General features: G+C 59.7%; 18 protein-coding genes. 8 read left to right on the top strand and 10 right to left on the bottom strand.

What is annotated here, in order from left to right:
* Window positions 1–36 precede the first annotated feature (36 nt).
* Window positions 37–1,317 carry a hypothetical protein gene (locus tag VGN12_23875; protein ID HEY4312508.1) on the bottom strand — a complete coding sequence of 427 codons (1,281 nt, stop codon included), beginning with the start codon at window positions 1,315–1,317 and terminating at the stop codon, window positions 37–39.
* A gap of 230 nt (window positions 1,318–1,547) precedes the next feature.
* On the opposite strand from VGN12_23875, the gene VGN12_23880 reads away from it, so the two are divergent.
* Both VGN12_23880 and VGN12_23885 read left to right on the top strand, forming a co-directional pair.
* Window positions 1,548–3,026: an NAD(P)/FAD-dependent oxidoreductase gene (locus tag VGN12_23880; GenBank protein HEY4312509.1), complete on the top strand. Its 1,479-nt coding sequence runs from the start codon at window positions 1,548–1,550 to the stop codon at window positions 3,024–3,026.
* Between the two features lie 128 nt (window positions 3,027–3,154).
* Window positions 3,155–4,372 (top strand): nucleoside transporter C-terminal domain-containing protein, encoded by a 1,218-nt coding sequence (locus VGN12_23885; protein ID HEY4312510.1) that lies wholly within the window; start codon window positions 3,155–3,157, stop codon window positions 4,370–4,372.
* A gap of 8 nt (window positions 4,373–4,380) precedes the next feature.
* Here the strand turns inward: VGN12_23885 and cdd are convergent, their stop codons facing one another.
* Genes cdd through deoC form a run of 3 tightly spaced genes read right to left on the bottom strand, consistent with a single transcriptional unit; the run spans window position 4,381 to window position 6,410 of the window.
* Entirely contained in the window at window positions 4,381–4,806 is a 426-nt protein-coding gene (cdd, locus tag VGN12_23890) for a cytidine deaminase (protein HEY4312511.1), read from the bottom strand.
* A gap of 2 nt (window positions 4,807–4,808) precedes the next feature.
* Complete coding sequence (locus tag VGN12_23895) at window positions 4,809–5,672, bottom strand: purine-nucleoside phosphorylase (protein HEY4312512.1); 864 nt, start codon at window positions 5,670–5,672, stop codon at window positions 4,809–4,811.
* Window positions 5,673–5,687: 15 nt separating this feature from the next.
* On the bottom strand, window positions 5,688–6,410 hold the full coding sequence (gene deoC, locus VGN12_23900) for a deoxyribose-phosphate aldolase (protein ID HEY4312513.1): 723 nt from the start codon (window positions 6,408–6,410) through the stop codon (window positions 5,688–5,690).
* Between the two features lie 140 nt (window positions 6,411–6,550).
* Between deoC and VGN12_23905 the strand changes: the two genes are divergently transcribed.
* From VGN12_23905 to glgX, 4 genes are read left to right on the top strand one after another with little or no spacing between them, the layout of a single operon-like run.
* Window positions 6,551–7,525, top strand: a complete 975-nt coding sequence (locus tag VGN12_23905; protein ID HEY4312514.1) for a YihY/virulence factor BrkB family protein — start codon at window positions 6,551–6,553, stop codon at window positions 7,523–7,525.
* A 52-nt stretch (window positions 7,526–7,577) separates the two neighbouring features.
* Window positions 7,578–8,849, top strand: coding sequence for an AI-2E family transporter (locus tag VGN12_23910; protein HEY4312515.1), 1,272 nt, complete (start codon window positions 7,578–7,580; stop codon window positions 8,847–8,849).
* Window positions 8,846–10,174 (top strand): AI-2E family transporter, encoded by a 1,329-nt coding sequence (locus VGN12_23915; protein HEY4312516.1) that lies wholly within the window; start codon window positions 8,846–8,848, stop codon window positions 10,172–10,174. Before VGN12_23910 ends, VGN12_23915 begins: the two co-directional genes overlap by 4 nt.
* A gap of 46 nt (window positions 10,175–10,220) precedes the next feature.
* A complete protein-coding gene (gene glgX, locus VGN12_23920) occupies window positions 10,221–12,368 on the top strand; it encodes a glycogen debranching protein GlgX (GenBank protein ID HEY4312517.1) in 2,148 nt (715 codons plus the stop codon).
* Window positions 12,369–12,544: 176 nt separating this feature from the next.
* Here the strand turns inward: glgX and VGN12_23925 are convergent, their stop codons facing one another.
* The 5 genes from VGN12_23925 to VGN12_23945 form a co-directional block, all read right to left on the bottom strand.
* Window positions 12,545–13,072 (bottom strand): hypothetical protein, encoded by a 528-nt coding sequence (locus tag VGN12_23925; protein HEY4312518.1) that lies wholly within the window; start codon window positions 13,070–13,072, stop codon window positions 12,545–12,547.
* A 345-nt stretch (window positions 13,073–13,417) separates the two neighbouring features.
* The gene (gene eutC, locus VGN12_23930; protein ID HEY4312519.1) at window positions 13,418–14,266 is read right to left on the bottom strand and encodes an ethanolamine ammonia-lyase subunit EutC; all 849 of its coding nucleotides are present in this window, start codon (window positions 14,264–14,266) and stop codon (window positions 13,418–13,420) included.
* Window positions 14,267–14,269: 3 nt separating this feature from the next.
* Entirely contained in the window at window positions 14,270–15,679 is a 1,410-nt protein-coding gene (locus VGN12_23935; GenBank protein HEY4312520.1) for an ethanolamine ammonia-lyase subunit EutB, read from the bottom strand.
* 563 nt (window positions 15,680–16,242) lie between these two features.
* Complete coding sequence (locus VGN12_23940) at window positions 16,243–17,709, bottom strand: amino acid permease (protein HEY4312521.1); 1,467 nt, start codon at window positions 17,707–17,709, stop codon at window positions 16,243–16,245.
* Between the two features lie 406 nt (window positions 17,710–18,115).
* A complete protein-coding gene (locus VGN12_23945) occupies window positions 18,116–18,376 on the bottom strand; it encodes a hypothetical protein (GenBank protein HEY4312522.1) in 261 nt (86 codons plus the stop codon).
* A 44-nt stretch (window positions 18,377–18,420) separates the two neighbouring features.
* Here VGN12_23945 and VGN12_23950 point away from each other — a divergent pair, with 44 nt between their 5' ends.
* The gene (locus VGN12_23950) at window positions 18,421–21,783 is read left to right on the top strand and encodes a pentapeptide repeat-containing protein (GenBank protein HEY4312523.1); all 3,363 of its coding nucleotides are present in this window, start codon (window positions 18,421–18,423) and stop codon (window positions 21,781–21,783) included.
* 457 nt (window positions 21,784–22,240) lie between these two features.
* Here the strand turns inward: VGN12_23950 and VGN12_23955 are convergent, their stop codons facing one another.
* Window positions 22,241–23,908, bottom strand: a complete 1,668-nt coding sequence (locus VGN12_23955) for a sigma-70 family RNA polymerase sigma factor (protein ID HEY4312524.1) — start codon at window positions 23,906–23,908, stop codon at window positions 22,241–22,243.
* Between the two features lie 405 nt (window positions 23,909–24,313).
* Here VGN12_23955 and VGN12_23960 point away from each other — a divergent pair, with 405 nt between their 5' ends.
* Window positions 24,314–25,948, top strand: a complete 1,635-nt coding sequence (locus tag VGN12_23960; protein HEY4312525.1) for an acyl-CoA carboxylase subunit beta — start codon at window positions 24,314–24,316, stop codon at window positions 25,946–25,948.
* The last annotated feature ends 37 nt before the right edge of the window (window positions 25,949–25,985 follow it).

Below are 25,985 nucleotides of genomic sequence, written 5' to 3' on the forward strand. Positions count from 1 at the left end.
TTGGGGGAAATGCGCGCATCAATATTTACGCGGCGCTCACCATTTGATGCCGAATGTCGCCCCGAAGGTGCCGGGGCCGGCCGACGGGATGATGAACATATTGGTCGAGCGATCAGTAAGATCCACGGCTTCGACCGACAGTGCGGCCAGCCACACCCCCAAGGTGACCTGCGACAGATAATGTTGGTCGACGTCGATGCGTCCCCAGGCGGGGAACAAGGCCAATGCCCACATGCCCGCTTTGATCAGCTTCGAATCGGTCATCTTCGCGGCGGTCAGAAAGCTGATGGCGCCGATCCAGGCGTCGCCGCTTGCGCCGTGGCTATCTTGAAAGGGATGCCAATAGGAGTTGATGTCGGCACTGGGGCGATGCGCGCCGAGTCCGTATTGCAGCGCCAGCAGCATCGGGCCACCGACCAGGAACGCGCGTGTGCTGTTTCGACCCCAGGTGCCGATTACGTGCGCCGCAGGTGAATATTCTTCGAGCGGCGTCAGAATGAATCCCGTTCCCAGCCAAATCGGCAACATCAGCCCACCATTGCCCAGCCAGGCGATATCGTTGTGGATATTGTCCGAGCGGGCGCTGCGTACGTCGTCCTGGTACCAATTGCGGAAATGTTGATCGATCGACGTGTTCGCCAGGATGGCGGCCACGCCGATACCGGCCCCGAGCCAGATCAAGCTGCGCGCCGAGTAGAAATTCCGATAGTCTAAGCGGATATCCGAGAGCATCTCGCCCCCGGTCTCGACGCCAGGACCAAATACGCGAGCGAAGAACCCCCGACGGCGCGGACCATCCGGCGGAGTCATCAGCCCCAGCGTTCCCTCAGGCATGCCCTCGCCAGGCAGGACTAGTTCGCCAGATCTGGCCGAAGCAGGATTCGAGTCGGGCGCGGTGGTTCGACCACTCGACGGATCGACCTGCGCGATGAATTGCGGCGGTGGCAGACGGATCGGTTGAGGTTCAGCAGCGACATTGCGAGCGAATTCGTTTGGCGCCAGGACTCGGTCCGCACGAGCTAGAACCAACGGGGGGCTATCGAAGGAACCATCCCCCGCGACAGCGAATCCGGGAGGCCGTTGCAAGCCGTCTAGCGACCCTTCTGCCGGGTTCGTCATTGATGGCGGGTAATTCGTCGGCGCGAGCGGCGCCTGCCAGGCCGAGGCGGTCGAGGTGGCGCCGAGCCAGACCAAGAGCACAGCGCCGCAGCAAAGCGAATTCTTCGTTAGCCTTCGTGGTGCCGGCGCGCGCCGGCACGCACGCAGCAGCAGCAGCAGTGCCCGCATCAGCGCAGCTTGACCGACGAACCGACGCATCCTGCGACGACTCCAGGCCGAGAATCGAGAGAAGGGGGGCGAGTATCCCAGGAACGCTTGCCGATCACAATCGAGACGGCGATCTCAAGTCGAAAAAGCAAGGAATTGGGCTGTGCTATCATGCTTGCCGGCAGCTTCTATGTCGCCGTATCCTTTGCAGGATGCCCACTCGCTGAAATGCGAGACGTTCCCATCGCTCCGTATCGCAGGCAATTCCGAATGGGAGTTCCATGTCTCGATCACTGTTCTCACTCCTTCAGACCTACTGCGGCAAGTCCGTTGATCGTGAGTCACGGCGCGAATTCATGCGGCATTCGCTGGCTGCGGGAAGTGCTCTACTGCTTAGCTCGCCGGTCTCGGCTGTCGGTCGTCGCAGCGCCACCGGGCGGCGCGTGATCGTGGTTGGCGCGGGCTTTGCCGGGCTTGCCTGTGCCTCGGAACTGCATGCGGCCGGGTATGACGTCGTCGTGCTCGAGGCGCGCGATCGAATTGGCGGCCGGGTCCACACGCTGACAGATTTCGTGCCCGGCCGAACGGTCGAAGCTGGCGGCGAGTTCGTCGGCTCGAACCATCCTACGTGGCTCGCTTACGCCGAACGCTTCAAGCTGCGGTTGGTCGATGTTCCCGATACGCACAACATCGATAGTCCTGTCGTGCTGGGCGGGAAAACGATCAGCAAGCTAGGCGTGATCGCGATCTTTCAACAGATTGAGGAAGTCGAGCAGCGCATGACCGAGGCCGCCCGGCCGATCGATGCTGACGAGCCGTGGAAGAGTCCTGACGCGCAGACGCTCGACAACCTTTCCGTAGCGGCGTGGCTGGATCGATTGGATTTAAAGCCTCTGGTTCGGCTGGCGATCGAGACGGAGTTCATTTCCTACAGTGGTGTCCCGACCGCGCAGGAAAGTTTTTTGGGCGCACTGGCGGTGATCAAAGGGGGCGGCCTTGAAAAGTATTGGACCGAGAACGAAGCCTTTCATTGCGTCGGCGGGAATCAGCAGTTGGCCGCGCGACTGGTCGAATCGTTTGGCGCTGACCGATTGCATCTGCAAACGCCTGTCGAGCGGATCATCACCGCCGCGGGGAACGTGCAGGTGAAGTGCCTGGGCGGGGCGACATACGAAGCGGACGACGTTGTGCTCGCGGCGCCGCCCAGTACTTGGCGGCACCTTCAGTTCGAGCCGGCGTTGCCGGAAACGCTTCGTCCGCAGATGGGGAAGAATGTGAAGTTCTTGTTAGGGCTGCGCGACGATTGCTGGACCACGTCGAATTTGCCACCGACCAGCATGAGTGATGGTCCGATTGGATTTACCTGGGATGCCACGGCCGGCCAGCCGGGCGGACCGGCGCGGGCGATGGTCGCCTTTGCCGGTGGCGAGGCGGCCGAAGCCTTGCATCGCGCGGCGGCCGCCGAACGAGATCGCACGGTGCTGGAAGACGTCACACGGCGATTTCCCAAACTGCCTGAGAACATCGAGAGATCGCAATTCGTCGATTGGCTCGCGCAAAAGTGGACGCTTGCGAGTTATTCGACCCCCGCCCCTGGGCAGGTGACCACGCAAGGTCCAATCCTGGCCGCGGGTTTGGGAAATTTGCATTTCGCCGGAGAGCACACTTGCCTGAAGTTTGTCGGCTTCATGGAAGGGGCACTGAATTCCGGCGTCACAGTGGCGCGACGTTTAGCTGCTCGCGATCGTGCGGCGAGTTAGTTGGCTCGCGCGGCAGCAATTGCTCTTTACGCTCTCCGCTCGGCGAGTATCGTGTGGTGAGTTTACGGACGTTATCGGCTCAGGCGGGCCAATGAAAACTCAATGGCTCGCGTCCACGCGGGAATAGCATGCTGCAGCGCGCGATCAGTCTGGCCGGACTCCTAGTGATCATCGGCCTGGCATGGCTCATGAGTTCGCATCGCCGCACGATTAATTGGCGGGTGATCGCCGGCGGCATGTTGCTGCAATTCGTTTTCGCGATCCTCGTTCTCAAGACCGAGCCCGGGCAATGGTTATTTGCCTCGGTCGGCAACCTGGTGACACGAATGCTCGATTTCGTGGACGCCGGAGCGTCGTTCGTTTTCGGGCCGAACTTTCACGAATTTCCCTTCGCCTTCAAGGTTTTGCCGACCATCATTTTCTTCTCGTCGTTGATGTCGGTGATGTACTACTTCGGAATCATGCAATGGGTGACCCGGCTGTTCGCCATCGTCATGCAACGGGTGATGAATACGTCGGGAGCCGAAAGCCTGGCGTCAGCGGCCAATATATTCGTCGGGCCGACCGAGGCGGCACTCGTTATTCGGCCGTATATCGCCAGCATGACCGGTTCGGAATTGATGGCGGTGATGGTAGGGGGCTTTTCCAATGCCGCCGGGGGCGTGTTGGCCGTTTACATCACGATGGGAATGAACGCCGGGCATTTAATCACTGCGTCGCTGATCTCGGCGCCTGCGTCGCTACTGTTGGCGAAGGTGATGGAACCAGAATTGGGCGAGCCCGTGACGCGCGGCCAGGTGAAGATGGACGTCAAAATCGACGCGGCGAATGTCATTCATGCCGCCTCGACCGGCGCGGCTGAGGGATTGAGATTGGCGCTGACCGTGGCGGCCATGATCATCGCGTTTCTCGCCTTGATCGCGATGGTCGACGCAGGCATTGCCTGGATAGGTGCGCAGTTCGGCTGGCAGTGGTCACTTTCCGAGGGGCTGAGCTATGTCTTCGCGCCGCTCGCCTTTGTGATGGGAATTGAGCCGGCGGATTGCCTGCGGGTTGGCGAACTACTGGGCAAGAAGGTGGTCGCCAACGAAATCGTGGCGTTCAAACAATTGGCCGATTGGCTCGCGCCTGATTCGCTCGTACACATCAGCGATCGTTCCCGGATCATTGCCACGTATGCCTTGTGTGGATTCTCGAACTTGGGCACGATTGGCATCCAAATTGGCGGAATCGGTCCGATGGCGCCCGAGCGCGAAGCGGAACTCGCACGCTTCGGTTTGCGCGCCATGCTCGGGGGATTACTTGCCAGTTGCATGACGGCCTGCATCGCCGGCGCGCTCATTTAAGTCTATTGCTAGGATTGCAGGCGAAAGCAATTGGGCAAAAGCACGCTGAGCTTGGTCACAGACACCGCGTTGTCGCTCGCTGTATCAACGAGCAAGATGGGTAAATCCTCGCAGAATTCTGCGACTACCTGCCGGCAAGCGCCGCAGGGTGTCAGACCGCCCAAGGTCGCCACGGCCAGGGCCTGAAACTGTCGATGACCGGCGGCCACTGCCGCGTGAATTGCCACACGCTCGGCGCAGATGGTCAGTCCGTAAGACGCGTTTTCGACGTTCGCACCGCAAACGATCGTGCCATCGGCGGCCAGGATCGCCGCGCCGACAGAAAACTTCGAGTAGCGGGCATAGGCTCCCTGGCGTGCCGCGACTGCGGAACTCACCAGTGTCGTTCGCACGGCGTCCGTCAAATTCTCGCCATCGGGTCGGCTGGTCGCCACGGCTAGGCACCTCCGGCCGTTAGGGCATTCGGCGCGTTCATCAATTCATCGATGTTGCGAACCACGCCGCATACGATTTTGCGCAATTTCGGCTCAGCCCCTTCAGCAGCGTCGACGATTTCATGCGCCGTGGCACGTCCTAAGGCGTCGGGCAGGCAGACGTTAGTAACCGTCGCCAACCCCAAAACGCGCAAGCCGAGCTGCGCGGCGACAATTACCTCGGGCACGGTCGACATGCCGACGACGTCGCCGCCGATCCGACGCAGGAAGCGGTATTCTGCTCGTGTTTCGAGGTTTGGTCCTTTAACGCCAATGTACACACCCCGGTGTGCCGCGAAGTTTTCGCGCCGCGCGATACTTAGCGCCAGTTCGACCAGTGCCGGATCATAGGGACGGCTCATGTCGGGAAACCGCTCGCCAAATGAATCTTCGTGCGGGCCCGTCAACGGGCTACCGAACATCAGGTTGATATGATCTTCGATAACGACGATGTCCCCTCGGCGATGTCGCGGATTCATCCCGCCGCTGGCGTTCGAAACGATCAACAGTTCGATGCCCAGCGCGTGCATGACTCGGACGGGCAAAGTGATTTCGGTCAGCGGATACCCTTCATAGCAATGGCAGCGTCCCTCCATCGCTATGACGGGCGTTTCCTCGAGAGTGCCGCAGACCAGCCGTCCCTTGTGTCCGAGCGCTGTCGAGCGCGCGAAATGGGGAATCTCCGCGTAAGGAATGCTAACGTCCGCTGCGATCTGCTCGGCGAACCCACCGAGGCCCGATCCGAGGATAATGCCGACGCGTGGCGTCTCGGACCACTGGGTGGCGATCTTTCGGGACGCCTCGGCAATTCGTTCAACGTGTGTCATGAATTCTTGTCGGAGTTAGTAGTCTGAGTTGGCCGCGGCCGCTCGGTTGGCGGCGGGCGTGATCAGTGCTTCCGGGGCACTGGTACCAATGCGGGTGGCGCCCAACTCGCGCATGCGGACGGCTTCGGCATGGGTGCGGACCCCGCCGGCCGCCTTGACTTGCATCGTCGGCCCGGCATGCGCCTTCATCAGGGCCACGTCGTGCTCGGTGGCACCGCGATAGTTGTAGCCCCCGTCGGCTTGCCGCACAAACCCGTAGCCGGTCGAAGTCTTCACGAAATCCGCTCCGATGCGCCGGCAGATCTGGCAGAGCTCGATCTTGAATGAGTCATCCGGCAGAAAATCGTTTTCGAAGATCACTTTGACTAGGGCACCGGTCGCATGTCCGGAATCGACGACGGCACGAATATCCGCTTCGACGTAGGCCCAATCTCGACTCAACACCCGACCGATATTAACGACCATGTCGAGTTCGGTTGCGCCCTGGCGGCAGGCCAGTTGCGCTTCGTGAACTTTGACTTCGGTGTGGTGCGAGCCATGCGGGAAGCCGACCACTGTGCCCACGGCCACGGTGCTGCCGGCCAGTAGCACGTCCGCCAGGGGAACCGCATACGGTTTGATGCAGACGCTGGCCACGCCCAGCTCTTTGGCTTTCAGACAACCGGCGCGCAGCTCGTCGTCGGTGAGAACCGGGGGTAGCAGGGAATAATCGATCATCCTAGCGATACTTGCGTCCATCGTGGTACCTTGGTGCGTCATGAGGCGTGGCGTAGACTGCGGCGGGCGCAGTCTCGGGGCCGCTGGAAACTGTAACGGCGCCACGGCCCGAGCGCCAATACAGCAAGCGTTTCACTCGAACGGATTCGACGCGAGGCACCATGACGCTGCCGGCTATCTGGCAAATCCTCAAAACCGCCATTCTCGACTGGCAGCGCCATAATGCTCCTCGTTTGGGCGCAGCAATTGCTTACTACGCGATCTTCTCGATCGCCCCGTTGATGGTGATCGCGATCGCCATCGCGGGGTCGATCTTCGGCGAGCAGGCGGCCAAGGGGGAAGTGTTCGTACAGATGAATCGCTTTCTGGGCAACGAAGCCGCGGCGCGCGCCATTGAGGACCTGGTGCTCAACGCAGCGCGCCCCCGTACCGGAGCTTTGGCGACGGTGCTCAGCTTTTTTGCGCTGTGGTTTGGCGCCTCGGGGGTATTCGGCCAGATCAAGGGAGCGCTCGATACGATCTGGGGTGTCGAGCGGCGCCCGGGGGCGGGCGTGTTGCCGGTGTTCCTCGAATACGCCTGGAGCGTGGCGATGGTCGCGGCGGTGGGGCTATTGCTGTTGGGTTCGCTTGTGGCCAGCTCGGTACTTACGGCGGCCACGTCGATGGCGGAAAACGCCATGGCGGTCTCCGATTTTTCATTGCGCGTGCTGGAATGGAGCGTGTCACTGGCGGTACTGACAATTCTGTTTGGCATCATCTTCAAGCTGTTGCCGGACGTGATCGTGCGCTGGCGCGACGTCTGGGTCGGAGCGGTATTTACCGCCGTCATGTTCTCCGTGGGAAAGTTTTTGATCGGCTGGTATCTCGCGCGGCTGCTGATTGCTTCGGCCTATGGAGCTGCTGGTTCGTTTGTTTTGGTATTGGTATGGACCTATTATTCGGCCCAGATCTTTCTCTTGGGAGCCGAGGTGACGCAGGCTTATGCACGCTTCCTGGGGGCGCCGGTGCGGCCGTCCTGGCATGCGCAATTCGTGACCACTGCGGCATCCCTGCAACCGGTCGGACAGACTCGTCCTGCTTTGACGGCCAATTCGTCAAAACGGTCACGGCGCAAGCCAAAACGCAACGATCGATGAGTGTCGCCGCCCCGGGGCAAGGGCTATGATTGCCGGGGAGAAAACTGATCGCATGTCCACGAATTCCACCACTAGTGACCCATGGTCCCCCCGCCGCATGGTTGCGGGGACGCTGGTGGTGTGCGCTGTGCTGGGGCTGTTCGCTCTGGCGTTCGTCGCGCGGCACGTGCTCTTTTTTCTATTCATCGCCATTGTGCTGGCCACGGCGTTGAAGCCGCTCGTAGCGCTATTAACCGGGCGAGGCGTCCCCCGCATTGTGTCGATCGCGCTCGTCTATGCCTTGCTGCTGACAACGCTCGTGGCGCCGGCCGTGATTGGGCTGCCGCTGTTGGTCGACCAGGCACAGCAAGTCTTACACTCGTTGCCGGAAAGTTACGCCGACTTTCGCGATCGCCTCGGGCAAATCTCGACCACCATTGTCGAGTACCTCCCTGAGAAACCGGATTGGGTCGAGCGCGAGGACGAGGCCATCGAAGGTGCGCTCAACGCCTTGAATCGGGCACTCAGCTACAGCGGCCTGCTGATTCGGGGTGGCCTCGTCGTGGCGATTGTGATCTTTACCAGCTTTCTGTGGATGATTTACGAAGATCAGACGATTCGTTCGATGCTACTTTTCCTGCCCGCCGAGCGGCGGCAAGAGGCGGGCGAAGTGCTCGACGGCATCCAGGCCAAGGTGGGCGCTTATATACGCGGTCAGGGTCTGCTCTGCCTGGCGGTTGGCCTGATGTCGCTCGTTGCCTATTTGATCATCGGTCTGCCACATGCCTTGGTCTTGGCGCTCATTGCCGGCGTCTTCGAGGCGGTGCCTGTATTCGGGCCCGTTCTGGGGGCGATCGCTCCGATGTTGGTGGCCTTGTCAGTCGATCCGTCTCAGGTCGTGTGGGTACTGGTTTCCGCGATCGTCATTCAACAGTCGGAAAATTATCTGCTCGTGCCGCGCATCATGGATCGCTCGGTGGGGGTCAATGCAGTGGTGACGTTATTGGCAATCGCCGGCTTTAGCGCGCTGGAGGGACTGGCCGGCGCAGTCTTAGCCATTCCGATGGCCGCGATTATCCAGTTACTCTTGGAGCGTTATGTGCTGGGGGCCTCGGTGCTCGAACCGGATACCCCGGCCCGCCAGGACGAAATCGGTCAGTTGCGCTTTCAAACGCAGGCACTGATCCAGGAAATGCGCCTGCAATTGCGCGAAAAAGACGATCCCACAAGCAGTCGGGCGGATCGAGTCGAGGAAACGATCGAGACGATCGCCCAGCAACTAGACGCCGCGCTGGCCCGCCATGCGGAGGAATTGGATTTGGCAGCGAACGAGGTGCTCGCATGAGACGCCTGGCAGCTTCGACGGCGCTGGTGCTCGCGACTTTGGCTGGTCTGGCCGTGCTGTGGGAATTGCGCGGCGCGGTGTTGATCTTCTTCTTGTCGCTCGGCACCTCGGCTGCATTGCGTCCGGCGATCGAGCAACTTCATCGTTGGGGATTACCGAAGTCCTTGGCTCTCGGGGTGACCTACCTGGGATGCGTGGTTGGATTTATCGGCTTGGCGCTGGCCCTGGTTTTTCCGCTGGCCGGGGATTTGCACGACTTAGGGCGCGACTTCAAGGCCGGTTACGATAACGCCACGACTCATTGGCCGAACGGGAATGGCCTGCAGCGCGCCATCGCACAACGACTCCCCGCCTGGGATGACCTGCAGAAGATCGGCTGGCGAGTCGGAAAGGACGCGGCGGCCGATGCGTCATCAACGGTCGATCCGTCGGCGGCGCCCGCCGATAGTGCTGACCAGGCCGACGGGCTGAATCTGTGGACGCATCGCGCGGTCACGACTCTGCTCGGTGTGACCTGGGGCTTCTTTGGGACGATCCTGAATTTCTTGATCATCGTCGTGCTAAGCCTGTATTGGAGCATCGACCGAGTTCACTTCGAACGGCTGTGGTTGTCACTGCTCGACGTCGCCAGGCGGCAACGAGCTCGCGAAACGTGGCGCGCTATCGAGCAGGCGACCGGCGCCTATTTGCAGCGTGAAGCGGTGCAAAGCCTGACGGCGGGCTGCCTGCTGGGCGTTGGCTTTTGGATGTTGCAGCAGCCTTACCCGGTGTTATCAGCCGCGGTGGGCGCCCTGGCCTGGTTGATTCCCTTTGTCGGCGCGCCCCTGGCCATGATCGCGGTTACCGCCATCTGGCTGCCACGCTTCATGCTGACCAGCGGCGAAGGGGCGATCGTAATGCTGCTCGCCGCCTCGCTCTATACGCTGCTGGTGCTATTGCTATTGGAATGGCTGGTCGAGCCACGACTCTTCCGTCGCAAGCGATATAACCCGATTCTGCTGGTGCTGGTGGCGGTGGGCATGGTCGACTGGCTGGGATTCTTCGGCCTGCTGATCGCTCCGCCCGTGGCGGCCGCGATCCAAATCATCGGCAGTCAATATCTTGCCTATCGCGCGACGACAGCCGTCGCGATCACCGACACCTCGCCGCGGGCGCTGGCGCAACGTCTGGCGACACTACGCGCTCGCATGGAAGACGATCAGGAAATGAACGAGGAGACGCAACAAATGGTCGCGCGACTGGACGCGCTGGTTGAGCAGGCGCGAAATGTGCTCAATCCGCCGGCCGCGGTCCAACAAGCGAAGACCGCCCCACGCTTGTCATAGCAGCTCGGAAATTCATTCACGCACGCATCGATTATGAAAGGAAATCATGGTCACGCCCACCGTTTGGCCAGGTCGTCCCTACCCGCTCGGCGCTACCTGGGATGGCCGCGGTACGAACTTCGCGTTGTATTCGGAGAATGCGACCAAGGTCGAGCTTTGCTTGTACGATGCGGTGAACGGTCACAAGGAGACAGCCCGCATTCCGCTTCCCGATACGACGGACATGGTCTGGCATGCCTATTTGCCCGACGTTTTGCCAGGGCAACTCTACGGTTATCGCGTGACCGGACCATACAAGCCTGAGGAAGGGCATCGCTTCAACCCTAACAAAGTGCTGCTGGATCCCTACGCCAAGGCGATTGCGCGTGAAACAAAGTGGCAGGACGAGATGTGGGGCTATCACGTCGGCGACGAGACTGCGGACCTGTCGTTCGATGAACGCGACAATGCCCAATACGCGCCGTTGGCGGTCGTCGTGGATGCGGCCTTCACCTGGGGCGATGACCGAGCGCCGCAAACCCCTTGGAACAAGACGATCATCTACGAGTTGCACGTCAAAGGCATGACGCGCTTGAATCAAAATGTGCCTGAGCAACTACGTGGGTCCTATGCGGGACTAGGGTCCGAGGCCGCGATCCGCTATCTGCAAGACCTGGGCATCACGGCCGTTGAGCTATTGCCCGTTCACGAGCACGTCGACGATCGGCACCTGGTCGAACAGAACTTGGTGAACTACTGGGGCTATAACACGCTGGGATTCTTTGCGCCCGAACACATGTACGCCTCGGCCGGCAGCGGCGCTGACTCCGTGCGCGAGTTCAAGACAATGGTGCGGAATCTGCACTCGGCCGGCATCGAAGTGATCCTGGACGTGGTCTACAACCATACCGCCGAAGGGAATCAGATGGGGCCGACCCTTTCCTTTCGCGGCATCGACAACGCTGCGTATTACCGCCTCTCGCCGGAAAACCGCCGATATTACGTCGACTATACGGGTTGCGGCAACACCTTCAACATGCGCAACCCACGCGTGTTGCAGTTGATTATGGACAGCCTGCGTTATTGGGTGCTGGAAATGCACGTCGACGGATTTCGCTTTGACCTGGCCAGTACCTTGGCCCGCGAACTGCACGAAGTCGACAAGCTGGGGGCATTCTTTGACATCGTTCACCAGGATCCGATCGTTTCGCAGGTGAAGCTGATCGCCGAGCCTTGGGACCTGGGCGAAGGTGGCTATCAGGTCGGTAACTTTCCCGTGCTGTGGTCCGAATGGAACGGTAAATACCGCGATTGCATTCGGCATTTCTGGAAAGGCGATGGCGGCGTGGCCTCGGAGTTCGCGACCCGTTTCTGCGGCTCCAGCGATTTGTACGAATGGAGCAGTCGTCGGCCGCACGCCAGCATCAATTTCGTCACCTGCCACGACGGATTCACGCTCGCCGACCTGGTCAGCTACGACCATAAGCACAACGAAGCGAACCGCGAGGACAATCGTGACGGCGCGGACGACAACATTAGTTGGAACTGTGGCGCCGAAGGACCGACCGACGATCCCAAAATCTTGGCCCTCCGCGCGAAGAAGCAACGCGCATTCTTGGCGACCTTGCTGCTTTCGCAAGGTGTGCCGATGCTGCTGGCTGGCGATGAGCTTGGCCATTCGCAAATGGGAAACAACAACACGTATTGCCAGGATAATGAACTGACGTGGCTCAGTTGGGATCTTTCGCCCGAGCAGCTTAAATTGCACGAGTTCGTGAAACGAGTCATCAAGGTTTTTCACGAGCAGCCGGTTTTTCACCGTCGCCGCTTCTTCCACGGCCGGGCGCTGAAGGGGGTCGAGGCGCGCGAAATTGCCTGGCTCGATCCGAGCGGCCAGGAAATGTCCGATGAAGCTTGGAATGCGCCTTACGTGCGATGCCTGGGCGTGCAACTGTTCGGCCAGAGCATCGACGTCGATACGCACGGCGAAACGATTCGCGGCGATACGATGTTGCTATTGTTCAATGCCGATCACAACCATGCGATACCGTTTACGCTGCCCACTCCGGGCGCGACGTCGCCTTGGCAACTCGTCTTTGATACGGCCAATCCCGATGCCGTTTGGGAACCAACGCTTGATGGCAAGTATCAACTCGATACCTGCGCGATGGCAGTTTTCAGCTCGGCGAATGAGCCGGTCGCGCGACCACTTTAAGACGCTTATCGTTTACCAGGCAATGGGCGGAATTGGTCCAATACTTGGCGTCGCCGCCGTTTCGTTGTTTGGGTCGCAACGTCGCGATCTGCTCGTAACATTCGCCGCGTCATGCAGCGTTAAGGTAACGCATTCGGATCGACGCGCGGCAGTCGCTGGAAGGATCGATCCGCTCGTCAATCCGCCGCCGAAGCCAGGGCGACGATAGCCGCATCGCGCGCGTGAAGTGAGTGCGAAGTCGTGGCTCTCGCAATCGTGTCGACCGTTTCTTCCAAGTGCGACATCGCGCTCACATCGTCGGGCTTCGGAGGTTCGAGTTGTTGCGGCTCAGCCTGTTCAAGCATTCCGTGACCGCTACGCGAGAACGGATTCAGGCTGCCAAGTTGTCCGGCGCTTAGGGCATCGGTCCGCATCACAACGCCACCCAGCGATTGGGATAGCGTCGACACGGATCCCTGCGGCGCCGTCCAGGGAACCGCATTGTTGAAGGTCATCGCGGCGCCCAGGACGTCGGTGGCCGGTAGAGCGTTCTGCCCCAAAAGCTGCACCGCCGTGAGCGGAGTAGCCGATGGGAACGCAGGCGGGTCAGCAGGCGAAGCGAAGAGCAGATAACGACGTTCAAGCTCTTCTACGCGCAAAACACGTCGCCGTTTTTCGGCACCAAACCGCTTGCGCGACTCTAGGATTTTCGGTGCATGGACCATGTTTTGGCCTCCGACGTTGCGGCGACTACCCGATATTCGCCGGCGAGGATCTCACCAGGGATTACGGCGGCAGGCGACGTTCGGATTCGCGACAGCGCGAATTCGAGACGCGGTGCCGACAGTGCAGTGCCTACAAGGATTATTTGGCGGGGTTTTTCGGCGGGCAAGCTGGGGCACTGCAAGTTTATGACATTTTTTGCGCCCGGTCGGATTAGCACACTGATTTGCTAGAAAAGCCACTGGGAAAAGGGCTTAGGCCTGCCTTCGAGGCCGGATTTGCCGGCATTCTTGGCCAAACCCCTACGCACAAAAGGTGGTGCGGCCGATTGCCTGCCCACCGTTAGGTCAGCCGTCCGTAAGCAACCGAGCGTCATCGACCGGCGGGTCTTGGGACGCACGGTCGATTGCCAGGCTCTCATCTTTGAGCGCTATGCCGCTCAACTGTCGAGCCAGCGATTCGCGAAATAGATAATGCAGCTTTTGGGCAGCATTTTCAGGACTCAGGCCTTGCGGACGAATATTCGAAACGCAATTGCGATGAGCATCCGATAGGCCCGGTCGTGGAGCATAGACGAGATACGCGCCGAGACTGTCCGGCGATCCAAGGCCCGGCCGTTCGCCAATCAGGATAACAGCCACTTGCGCGCTGAAGGCAGCGCCGATCTCGTCCTCCACGAAAACTCGCCCGCGCTCGACCACGACGACCGGCGAGATCGTCCGACGCTCGGCTCGGAGCAATGGTAACCAGGCAGCGAGTAACGGCACCACTTGTCGTTCCGCAGCCAAGGCCGAGAGACCGTCGGAAACGACAATCGTCAGATCGACGCCCTTCGGAGTTGCCGTCTGCGACGAATCGGATTGGTCACAGAGTGCAACCGCGGCCCCGGCCAGAGTCGAGCGGCTGGCATCATTGAGCTGGCGTCCCAAGTCGGGGCGCGTGAGAAAAACTTGTCGGTTCAGCGCGGCGCTCGACAGGCAAATGGTTGTAATCCCCAATTGCTGGATGCGACGGGCCAATTCCGCGGAATCAAATGGCGCATGAACGGCGTCGCGCGCCCGGGCATGCGAGAGCTGAAAGTCGAGCAACTCGCTGGTCGGGAGACTAGCGCCAGCGCGTCCCAATGCGATACGCGCTGGCGTGAACGCTCGCAGTCGTAGCCATGCGTCGGGACGTGCGATCGGATCGTTCGTCAACTTTTAGGCTCCGCCGTTCCCGGATGCCGTGGGGACCGATTTCGTTGCCGTTAACAGGCGATGCCGTTCGCCGACGGGCAGCAAACGATTTTGGCCGTCGCTCACGCCGATCGTTTCGAGCCAGTTTTCAAATTCCGGGGCTGGCCGCAGCCTCAGCACTTGCCGCAAGTAATGGCTATCGTGAAACGAGGTCGACTGATAATTCAACATGCAATCATCGGCGCCCGGCACGCCCATGATGTAATTGCACCCGGCCACGCCCAGCATCGTAAGCAGGGTATCCATGTCGTCCTGGTCAGCTTCGGCGTGATTGGTGTAGCAAATATCACAGCCCATGGGCAGGCCCAACAGCTTGCCGCAGAAATGGTCCTCCAGGCCGGCACGGATGATTTGCTTTCCGTCGAAAAGATATTCCGGTCCAATGAAGCCGACCACGGTATTGACCAATAGCGGCTCGAACCGACGCGCCACGGCGTATGCCCGGGCTTCGAGCGTTTGCTGATCGACGCCATGATGGCCGCCGGCTGACAGGCATGCCCCCTGGCCCGTCTCGAAATACATCACGTTTTGGCCAACTGTGCCACGTCGCAGGCTCTGCGCCGCGTCGTGGGCCTCGGTCAACAATTTCAGATCAATCCCGAAGCTCTGATTGGCAGTCTCGGTTCCGGCAATCGATTGAAACACCAGATCGACCGGCGCGCCGCGTTCGATCGCGGCGATTTGGTTCGTGACGTGAGCCAGTACGCACGACTGCGTGGGAATCTGGTGCTGCTGAATCAGCTCGTCGATCAACTTTAAAAGGTCGATCGTTACCGGCATATTGTCGCTGGCCGGGTTGATGCCGATCACGGCGTCGCCGCAGCCGTAGCATAGACCGTCCAGGATTGACGCCGCGATGCCGCGCGCATCGTCGGTGGGATGATTCGGCTGCAACCGTACCGACAATCGGCCCGGCAGGCCGATCGTATCGCGAAATCTCGACACGACGCGGCGCTTGCTCGCCACGAGGACCAGGTCCTGATTGCGCATCAGCTTGCTAACGGCGGCGACCATCTCGGGCGTCAGGCCTGGTGCGAGCGTCGTCAACCGATCGCCATCGACTTCGTAGGACAAGAGCCAATCGCGGAACTGCCCGACAGTGAGGTCAGCGATCGGAGCGAATGCCTGCCGATCGTGGCTATCGACGATCAACCGCGTGACTTCATCGACTTCGTACGGAATCACGGGCTCGGCGAGGAACAGCTCCAGCGGAAGATCGGCCAAAAGCATTTGAGCTGCGACGCGTTCCTCGGCATTTTCCGCGGCCACACCAGCCAGCACGTCGCCACTGCGCGCGGGTGTGGCCTTGGCCAGCAGCGACTTCAAGTCGGCGAAGTGGTACCGTCGTTTGCCAAGCGAAAGGCTGTACGTCATGCGTTGTTGCGGCTTCTCGAGAATGGAAGGCCGGCCACCGTTCGCGATCCGGGCCACTGACACAGTTTACCCCACGCCGGCGTGGAATTTCCACGTCGTTCCGAGGTAGCTTGATAGGACCAATGATGACTCAGGTTGGATTTATTCCCAAAATGCGTTAGACAAGCGTGCCGTTCGAGTGGCCGCAGAGCAGTGCGAAAAAATCGATAACGCAGGCAACGAGGCTGAGCATGCTCACCCGACGACTCGTATCGTTCCGACTTTCCTCTCTTTTGTGGTTAACGATTGGTGTCGCTGGCGGATTGGCCGCGTGGCGAAGTTGGGAGCTGGCTCGGTTGAAACCGCTACAAATCTCGTGCGATCGTGCGCTCATCGAGTGGCGCTGCGTTAGGTCGTTGTACGACTTTCATGGGAGGGCGCTAGCCGAAGACGAGGCTGCGGCGCGCAACCGGTATTTTAAAAACCGCGGCGCACTGGAACTGGCTACCGCCAATCTCTGGTGGCCGGGAAATCTCCTCGCGACGCGAGGCCGCTAAGGACATTACGCCGGCCAAGGTTCGTTTTCACTCGACGCGCCCAAACTGCGCCCTATCGGCAGCGGTTAAACGCCTGCGAACGATCCCGTAGTAATAGAGCATCGCTGCCGCCAGGATCGTTACGTACCAGACGCTAAGCCAACGCTCGAACAGATTATCGGCGCCTGCCAGATTGTAATTGCCGTAGAGCATCATTAGCAGGGCTAACGTGGCAAGCAGCATGGCGACCGCCGGCAGCAATGGATAAAACGGCGTCCGATAAGGGCGCGGCAAATCGGGCTCGTGCCGCCGCAGTGCAAAGAGCGCCGTCATCGAAATGATATAGAGTGTCACGGCGGCGAGCGCGCTCATCGTGATCAAGCCGGCGGTGTCGAGAAAATAGATCGACACGACGCCAATCGCAAAGTTCAAAGCCAGCGCATTGACAGGCGTGCCGGTCCGCGGATGCGCCCTGCCCAATACATGCGGCAGAAAGCCGACGCGACCCATGTCGAACAGTGCTCGGCCTGCGACCAGCACGATGCCGTTGAACGAGGCAATAAATCCCAACAGGCCAATGCCCACCAGTGCGTGAAATAACTTCGACTCGGGCGAGATGACCTGTGAGGCCGCCAGCAGCAGCGGGTTATCGGCGGGCGTGGCATCCCTGCCGATTGCGAGAAGGCCACTGTCATTGATGCTGAGATGATGATCTTCATAAACGGCGCGCTCCCAACCCCCAACGCCCACGCTCCCGCCCAGGACAATTCCTCCCAGCAACACGAGTGTCAGAATTGCGAAGCCGAAGCCCAATGCAACGTCGCGCTGCGGATTGCGAGCTTCTTCGGCGGCATTGGCGACACCTTCGATCGCGACATAAAACCACACAGCGAAGGGAATCGCGGCCAGGATGCCTCCTGCGCCCTGCGGAAACGCGTTGGCGGTGTAGTTCGCTAACTGGAAATGGGGCAGGGCGATGCCGGCGAATAACGCGATTCCGGCCACGGCCATCACGGTGACAAACAGCTCGAACGCTGCTGCCTGACGCACGCCCCACATGTTCAGAGCAGTGAAGGCCAAATAGGCGACCAATGCTGTGTGTCGTCGATCGAAGTCGGGAAACCATTGGTTCACGTAAGTACCGATAGCCATCGCGATCGCTGGCGGGGCGAAGAGGAACTCGATCGCCTGCGCGGTTCCCCCCAGGAAGCCGACCGCCGTTCCCAACCCACGCGTGGCGTATACGAACACGCCGCCCGCCCGAGGAATCGCGCACGCCATTTCGGTGTAGCTGAAGACAAAGGCGACGGCCATCGTGCTCATTAGCAGAAAGGCGATCAGCAGTCCGCCGCTACCGCCGGCGGCAAGCCCCAGATTCCAGCCAAAATAGTCGCCCGAGATCACGTAACCGACGCCCAAACCCCACAGAGTGACCGGTCCAAGCGTCTTTCGTAAATGTGCCGGCCCGTCGGAAGGTGTGGTATGCGAAGCGGGCGACGAGGAATGTTGAGACATCAAGGACGTGTGAGCCAATGAATGGGGCGATTTCGGAGCGACAAAGTCGACGCACGTTCAGTTGTGGAACTTGGCCGCGCGGCCAACAGGGGAGAGAAAAGGTATCTATGCTAATAAATGCGCTACGAGGCTGATCAAATGTATTAAATAACGGCTGCGCCACCGTTCTTGTGCTTATATGCCACTACAAATATGTAGTTTGTTAATCAGCAAGTATTTCAAAGATTCTGGTTGACTTTGCCATGCCGCGGCCGCTATGCTCCGGGCATGGCAGGGGAAGAGGCGCCCCGCCGACAAATGAGCGCTGGGCACGCTAGTGTAGCGGAAATCTCGATAGCGGTATCGACGCGCGGCTAGGCGCGACGGTGACCGTTTCTTTTAGTGCGGTTGGCTTTGATCGTGGCCCTTATGGCCGCATCTTTGTCTCCGCATATCCCTTGGCGTCGCGAGCTTTTGTGGCTGCGACGTTTCTCAGGAACATTTTATTTTCACGATCATGTCTACGTTGTTTTTCGTTTCGATCATCGTTTTTATCGTCGCGCAGCGGCATTTCTATGCGCTGCTGCGCAGGTTGGCCTCCGGCAGAACTTTCGACTCGACGGGTTTCGACTCGAATAGTTTTATCCGGCAGCGAGGGAATCGCGGAGTGCTTGATTCCGCGGTTCATGGCCGACGTTTCGGAACAGTTAATATTATTGAGGTACAGCAATCATGTCGTTCTTATTCTCCGTCTGCGCATTGCGCTGCACGGCCGTTCTGGCCGGTAGCGTGGCTCTGGCGTCCGGACTTGTTTTCTTGGGCAATACCGCGCGTGCCGACATTTATGACCTGCAGACTGGACAGCCGATAGCCGGTACGGCCGGCATTGCACCTGGTCCGGGCATAGATTTGTCGAATTGGAATTCGGCGGGGCACGAACTGCCGTATGCGAATTTCGGCAACGGCGGCGCAGGCGGACTTGACCTGACCGCGGCCAAGTTCGATGGCAGTTGGTTGGACGGAGCGAGTTTTTACGGGTCCCTCGTGCCGACGGCTAGTTTCATAAATGCTCGACTGACCGCCGCGGACTTTAGCTTTGCTGATGCCAGCGGTGCAGACTTTTCACGAGCTGACCTCAGCGGAGCGGCCTTCGACTACACGACGTTGATGGGGTCCAATCTTACCGGTGCCACGATTACGGGGGCCAATTTCTCACATTCCGACATTTCGGCAGCCCAACTATATGCGACTGCGAATTACTCGGTCCATGACTTGCACGGACTCGATCTCACGGCTGCAAATCTGGGTGGTGCTAATTTATCCGACCAGGATTTAAGCAATTCGACGTTTCGCTTTGCGACATTAACCGGTGCCGACCTGTCAGGCGCTGTCGTCCAAGGAGCAAATTTCGACGCTAGCAACCTCGCGATTGCCCAGCTCACGTCGACGGCCAGCTACCAGAGTCACGACTTGCGTGGCATCTCCTTAGCTGGCATCAACCTCAACGGGATTAGCTTTGCAGCGCAGGATCTGGCCGGCGCTTCGCTCGCACTGGCCTCGCTCCGCGCGGCTGACTTTACGGGCGCGAACCTTACGGGTGCCCGCATTCAAGAAGCCGATCTTCGTAACGTCAATATCACCGCCTCCCAGATGTACTCCACGCTCGACTACCAGAATCATGACCTCTACCGCACGCAATTCGGCGGAGACAACCTACAAGGCTGGAATCTATCGGGGCAGAATCTTATCGGCGCTGATTTCACAGGCGCTACGGTGAAGGGTGTCGACTTTACGAATGCCAATTTGACAACCGCGGGACTGGACTCGCTGGATATGTCCAACGTAAATCTAACGGGGGCGAGCGTGCGTGCGGCAGACTTCAGCAACTCATTACTAACGGCTCAGCAATTTTACGGGACGACAACCTATCAAAATGGCGATCTAGGCAACATCAATTTTACAAATGACGATCTCAGTGGCTGGGACTTTCGCGGCACAATTCTCTCGACAGCCACGCTGACGGGGGCAACGCTCGTCGGCACCAATCTGTCGGCACAGAACTTCGCGAACGTGGCGTTTCCGGGCGTGAACTTTAGCGGCGCCATTCTGGAAAGCGTTAATTTCCAGGGGGCGAATCTCTCTGGGGAAAAACTAGTTGCCGCTGATGCACGTCAGGCGAGATTTAACAACGCCAACCTAAATGATGCTGACCTGCACCAGGCGACCTTGCAGAGTGCGAGCATTCAAGGCGCCAACCTGACTAGCGCCGACTTGCACCTGGCGAACTTGCAAAACGCTAATCTTCAAGGCGCCAACCTGGTCGGCGCGAATCTCTCCCAGGCAAATCTGATAGTTGCGAACTTCACGGGGGCCTCGCTGGCTGACGCCAACATGACGGGCGCCACGGTCAGCGGCACACATTTCAGCGGCGCTCTCGGCGTCACCGCTCAACAGATTTACTCAACTGCTAGCTATCAGAGCAAGGATATGTCATACGTCGATTTCCGTGGTAACGATCTTTCCGGCTGGAGCTTTGCGGGCCAGACCTTGACGCAAGCCGATCTACGCACAGCGCTGATGACGAACGTGAACTTCTCAAATGCCAATCTCTCCAGTGCGCTGCTGAATGGCGCCACGCTGGCGGGCGCAAACTTCGCCGCCGCAAACATCACGGGATCCACGACTGCCTTCGTCCCACGGCTCACCGATTTTTCAAACGCCGTTGGCTTCACGAAGGAACAACTCTATTCAACCACCAGTTATCAGAATCATGACCTGTCGTTAATTCGTTTTAGCGCGCTAGATCTCTCGGGATGGAACCTGGCGGGGCAAAAACTCGCCGGATCAGATCTGTCGCAGGCAAATCTTGCCGCCGCCGACCTCTCGGGCGCGAACATCGCCAATGCTGAACTGGGATTAACTAACCTCACAAATGTCCAACTCTATTCGACCGCCAGCTATCAGCAGAGAGCACTAACTGCTATTGGCCTCTCCGGCGACAATCTCACAAACTGGAATTTGACGAATCAAGATCTGACGAGTGCGAATTTAGGCAATGCCAATTTGACCGGCGCCAACCTGCAAGGAGCCGTCGTTCATTCCGCAAATTTTTCTGGTTCGAACGTCACAGCGGAACAGTTCTATTCGACAGCCAACTACCAAAACCACGACCTGACCGGTATCCAATTCTGGGGAAGTAATCTCAGCAATTGGACTTTGACGGGGCAAGATCTGGTGACGACGAATTTCCAGAACGCTCTGCTCTCCGGTGTCGACTTTACGAATTCAACCATTGCGTACAATCCGTTTGTGTCACAGTTTCTTAGGTCCGGCGCGATTTTTGACGGTTCGACGGGGTTCACACAGCAGCAGTTGTATTCGACCGGCAGTTACCAGAGCGGGAACCTACAGGGGGTCAGTCTGGGCGATTTGAATTTGAGCGGTTGGAATTTTACGGGACAAAGTCTCGTCTCTGCGAACCTCGCTGGCGCAAATCTGAGCGGGGCAAACTTCGCCGATGCAGATCTGACTCTGGCTCGGTTGCCTTACTCGTGGCAGAACGAGGCGCTTCTTCATAATACGATCATGCCCAACGGTACGATTGGTGTTCTTGCGCTCGGGCCTGGGGAATCTCTTGCCATCAATAACACGCCAGTTCCGTACTTTGCGGGTCCCTTTGACGTTGAGGTCCAACAAGCTTTGACGATGGATCCGACAAGTTCGCTGCGCATGTTGCTGTGGAGTCCCGAATTAACCAGACGTATTTATGTTGACTTCGGGGTTCATGCACAACTGGCGGGAACGCTCGACCTTGAGTTCGTATCGGGAGTCGGCCCTGCTTCGATGGTCGGCCAGTCGTTTCAGCTTTTCGCTTGGAATGGTGCCTTGGCGGCAGGGCAGCATTTTGATCGCATTGAAACGACTCCCGGCTATGTCTGGGACACCAGCCAGTTGTACACGACCGGCTTCGTGACGCTGACCGCGGTGCCTGAGCCGGGAAGCTTGTTGTTGGCGAGCTTGGCCTGCGCGGGTGTCGGGATGGCTCACGCGCGCCAGCGCGTTTCCAAGAAGATCGCGAGCGCCACGGTCAGCTGAGAGAGCGCGAGCGAAAACACGACGAGCCGCCCGGCGGAGAGTTGGCTATTGTTCTTACCAATATCCCGGGTGGTTTCTCGCGATTGTTCTGTGGAATCGCAATCGCTGCTTTGATTGACTTCAAGAGAGTCAACGATGCGGCGAGTCGCCCAAAAAAACAGAACTAGCGGGAACGGACGCATGCGGCGAAAGGGGCAGATCCCCGCATGCGGTCGTCGTTGTTTTTTGAGCGAAACGCACTGCGTTAAGCAGTGGGTACAGCATGGGCATGAAGAGCTTGCCCGGACGAGCCGTGCTCCAAGACGATAGCTACAAAAAAAGTGCAGAGCCGTCAACCAACCGGTTGACGGCTCTGCGCACAAGCCCTCGGCCTCTCTCTCTGCTCGGGGGCAACGTCTCGGTAGTGGCGACGTGACGAGCGCACATCGCGGATAATTGTCGAAACTTAAGAAAGTTCCTACGCGCTCTCCACTTCGTCGACAAAGCCGTTGAGCGCCTTCGATCGCATCGGGTGCTGCAGCTTGCGGACGGCCTTGGCCTCGATCTGGCGGACGCGCTCGCGGGTTACGGAGAAGATCTGGCCGACTTCTTCCAGCGTGTATGAGTAGCCGTCGGCCAGGCCGTATCGCAGACGTAGAATCTCACGCTCGCGATAGTTCAGCTCTTCCAAAACCATGGCGATCCGCTGCTTCAGGGCTTGCTGGCTCATTTCGGCCAGCGGATCGTCGTTGCGGTGATCTTCCACGAATTCTCCAAAGAAGCTGTCGTCGTGGTCGCCGACCGGCTGGTCGAGCGACAGGGGATGGCGGGTCATTTTCAGAACACATGCCGCTTCTTCCAGCGTCAACTTGGCCGCGGCCGCGACTTCCTCGACCGACGGTTCACGTCCGGTGCGTTGCACCAGGTCGCGGGCCACCATGCGGACCCGGCTCATTGTCTCGATCATGTGTACCGGCATGCGGATCGTGCGGCTTTGGTCGGCGATCGCGCGGGTGATCGCCTGGCGAATCCACCACGTGGCATAAGTCGAAAACTTATAGCCACGGGCGTGCTCGAACTTGTCGACAGCCCGCATCAAGCCCGTGTTCCCTTCCTGAATCAAATCCAGGAAGCTCAGGCCGCGGTTGCGGTAGCGTTTGGCGATCGACACCACCAGTCGGAGGTTGCCGGCCGACAGGACGCGCTTCGCGGCGTCGTATCGCGACTGGTACTCGAGGGTGTTGTGAATCCGGCGAGCCAGCGTGGCGGGGCTATCGAGCGTGATTCGCATCAGGTAATGCAGCTCGTCGCGCAGCCGCTTAACGGCTTCGTCCGGGGCGCCGTGCTGCCGTAACCCGCGAAGCTGATCGACCAGCGTCCCCATTCGTTGCGAGACTTCGATCAGCTTGTCCATCACCGGCTGGAGCCGCTGCGTGCGCAGGTTCAACTCTTCGACCAGGCGCACCGCTTTGCGGCGACGCAGCACCAGGCGACGCCAGGCGGCCTTACGTTGTGCTCGGGGCTGGCGCTTCGAGATCGCGATCCGGAAATCGCGCACGTTTTGTCGCAGCAGGTGATCGAGTGTGCCGAGATTCGGAGTCAGCAGGGACAGGATTTGCTTCTTTTCGGCGGCGTCGGTCACCGAAACTTCGACTGTGCGGTCGAGACGCAATTCGCCGTCGCGAACCTTCTTCAGCAGAGTGACCGCACCTTGCAGCACGAAGTCGCTGGCCAGCATGTTGTCGCGAAAGCGGGTGCGGGTGAACTCGATCTGCTTGGCTGCCGAGATCTCCTCGTCGCGCGTCAGCAGCGGAATTTCGCCCATTTGCATCAGGTAGATGCGAATGGGGTCGTCGATCCGGTCTTCCGAGCCGGTATCAAAGCTGACCTCGCCAAACTCCTCGGTCTCGGCTTCGGCGTCGGCCGAGGCCGGATCTTCGGCCGCTTCCAAATCGTCGTCGACTTCAATGGCCAGTTCCGGATCCTCGGGCAATCCCTCGTTACTTTCGGCGCCCACCAGAGGGCGGTCGGGACGTACCTGACGAACAGGCCGTTGCGGCGAACCCGCTCGGCTGTGTTTTGCCGGAGCGGATTTTGCCGGAGCAGAATTGCGACGCACGACGGATTTCTGGACGGGCTTACGCAAGGTGCATTCCTTCTAGGAGTCGCCAGGGACGTGCTGAATAGCGTCGAGAGAGAGGTGACGTGCCGCATGGGGGCGAGTGGCCAAGAAGCACTCGAAATGCCAAAGAACATGGCATCTGGCGGCTGACTTGCTCCAAGTCATTATTCGGACGGGACTAACGAATCGTCCAGGGCCTCGGCCGTGGGCGTCTGGCTCGCGATCGTGATGACCGGCGGCATCATTTGGCGCTGATCGCCAGTTGCCTTTTTGAAACGCGAACGCTCGCCGTGGCCGGTTGTAGGACCCAGCGCCTGCCGGCCGATCCGATGGCTTTGCCCTCTCCCCGGGGCTGCTATGATGCATGGCTTGCCGCAATCAGCCGGCCGATTTGGTCCCCTTTTCACTGATTCCGAGAACGCCATCGCAATGCCTCCCACGCTTCCCGGAGATACGACAACCCTGGCCGAGTTGACCGCCGAGTTTCGCAAGCAGGAAGCGGATATCGCTCTGGGCGGCGGGCGAAAAGCGATCGCCCGACAGCACGAAAAGGGGCGGCTCACGGCCCGCGAGCGCATCGAAAAACTCATCGACCCGGACACTCGGTTTTTTGAAATCGGGCTGTGGGCCGCGTGGGAGATGTATACCGAATGGGGCGGTGCCCCCTCGGCCGGCGTCGTTTGCGGTGTCGGCACGGTCGCTGGACGCCGGCATATGATCATCGCCAACGACGCCACGGTGAAGGCCGGCGCGTTCTTTCCGGCCACAGCTAAGAAAGTGCTGCGGGCCCAGCGTGTGGCGTTTCAGAATCGTTTGCCGCTGGTCTACCTGGTAGACTCGGCCGGTGTGTTCTTGCCACTGCAGGAAGACGTCTTTCCGGATGAAGACGATTTCGGGCGCATCTTTCGCAATAACGCCGTGATGTCCGCGGCCGGCTTGGGGCAGATCTCGGCGATCATGGGCAACTGCGTCGCTGGCGGAGGCTATCTGCCGGTCCTGTGCGACAAGCTGCTGATGACCGAAGGATCGGGATTGTACCTGGCCGGGCCGGCGCTCGTGCGCAGTGCCATCGGCCAAACCGTCGATAGCGAGGCGTTAGGGGGCGCGAAGATGCACGCCCAGGTAAGCGGCACGATCGACTACCGCGACCCCGACGATCCGACATGCTTGGATCGTTTGCGACGACTGGTCTCCGTGGTGCATGCGGACCCCATTGTGCCGCCTGCCCCTTTCACTCGACACGAACCGTTGCCGCCGGCGCGACCGCCGGAAGACATTTACGAACTGGTGAACCCGAATCCTCGGCGCGATTACGAGGTACGCGACGTGCTATCGTGCATCGTGGATGCGAATTCCTTTGACGAATACAAGGCCGAGTACGGCCAGTCGCTGGTTTGCGGAACAGCGCGACTCGGAGGCTTTCCCGTTGGTATCGTGGCCAACCAGCATCATCAGGTTCGCCCGGCCGATGGTCCGATTCAGTTCGGCGGTGTGCTGTATGTCGACAGCGCAGAGAAGGCCGCGCGGTTCGTGATGAATTGCAACCAGGACTGGCTGCCGATTCTGTTCCTGCAGGACGTCAACGGTTTCATGGTCGGGCGGGACAGCGAGCGAGAAGGGATCATCAAAGCCGGCGCGAAGCTGGTCAACGCCATCGCCAACAGCCGGGTACCAAAGTTAACCGTGCTCGTCGGCGGATCGTACGGTGCGGGCAACTACGCAATGTGCGGCAAGGCATTCGATCCGCGGCTGGTTTTCGCCTGGCCCTCATCCCGCTGTGCGGTGATGGGGGGCGAACAGGCCACGAGCACACTTCTGGACGTGATGGTCAAAAGCCTGGAACGACAAGGGCACGCCGTGGACGCCCAGGAAATGGCCGCACTGCGTGACAAGGTGAAAGGCGATTACGACCGGCAGATGGACGCCCGCTACGGTGCGGCCCGCGGCTGGGTCGATCGAATCATTGATCCCGCGCAAACTCGCGAGGAATTGATTTTCGCCCTGGAACTAGCCACGCGGCACGCCAGCGACGAACCATTCCGCGTGGGCGTCTACCAGGTGTGATGGGCAGATAGAACTGTTCAACCGACGACCAACAACT

Source organism: Pirellulales bacterium, assembly GCA_036499395.1.
Classification (GTDB): Bacteria; Planctomycetota; Planctomycetia; order Pirellulales; family JACPPG01; genus JACPPG01.

Bases quoted from the DNA above. Each gene is read 5' to 3' on its own strand.
- VGN12_23875 (HEY4312508.1), bottom strand. From the start codon at position 1,317: ATGCGTCGGTTCGTCGGTCAAGCTGCGCTGATGCGGGCACTGCTGCTG.
- VGN12_23880 (HEY4312509.1), top strand. From the start codon at position 1,548: ATGTCTCGATCACTGTTCTCACTCCTTCAGACCTACTGCGGCAAGTCC.
- VGN12_23885 (HEY4312510.1), top strand. From the start codon at position 3,155: ATGCTGCAGCGCGCGATCAGTCTGGCCGGACTCCTAGTGATCATCGGC.
- VGN12_23895 (HEY4312512.1), bottom strand. From the start codon at position 5,672: ATGACACACGTTGAACGAATTGCCGAGGCGTCCCGAAAGATCGCCACC.
- deoC (HEY4312513.1), bottom strand. From the start codon at position 6,410: ATGGACGCAAGTATCGCTAGGATGATCGATTATTCCCTGCTACCCCCG.
- VGN12_23905 (HEY4312514.1), top strand. From the start codon at position 6,551: ATGACGCTGCCGGCTATCTGGCAAATCCTCAAAACCGCCATTCTCGAC.
- VGN12_23910 (HEY4312515.1), top strand. From the start codon at position 7,578: ATGTCCACGAATTCCACCACTAGTGACCCATGGTCCCCCCGCCGCATG.
- VGN12_23915 (HEY4312516.1), top strand. From the start codon at position 8,846: ATGAGACGCCTGGCAGCTTCGACGGCGCTGGTGCTCGCGACTTTGGCT.
- glgX (HEY4312517.1), top strand. From the start codon at position 10,221: ATGGTCACGCCCACCGTTTGGCCAGGTCGTCCCTACCCGCTCGGCGCT.
- VGN12_23925 (HEY4312518.1), bottom strand. From the start codon at position 13,072: ATGGTCCATGCACCGAAAATCCTAGAGTCGCGCAAGCGGTTTGGTGCC.
- VGN12_23935 (HEY4312520.1), bottom strand. From the start codon at position 15,679: ATGACGTACAGCCTTTCGCTTGGCAAACGACGGTACCACTTCGCCGAC.
- VGN12_23940 (HEY4312521.1), bottom strand. From the start codon at position 17,709: ATGTCTCAACATTCCTCGTCGCCCGCTTCGCATACCACACCTTCCGAC.
- VGN12_23945 (HEY4312522.1), bottom strand. From the start codon at position 18,376: ATGAACCGCGGAATCAAGCACTCCGCGATTCCCTCGCTGCCGGATAAA.
- VGN12_23950 (HEY4312523.1), top strand. From the start codon at position 18,421: ATGTCGTTCTTATTCTCCGTCTGCGCATTGCGCTGCACGGCCGTTCTG.
- VGN12_23960 (HEY4312525.1), top strand. From the start codon at position 24,314: ATGCCTCCCACGCTTCCCGGAGATACGACAACCCTGGCCGAGTTGACC.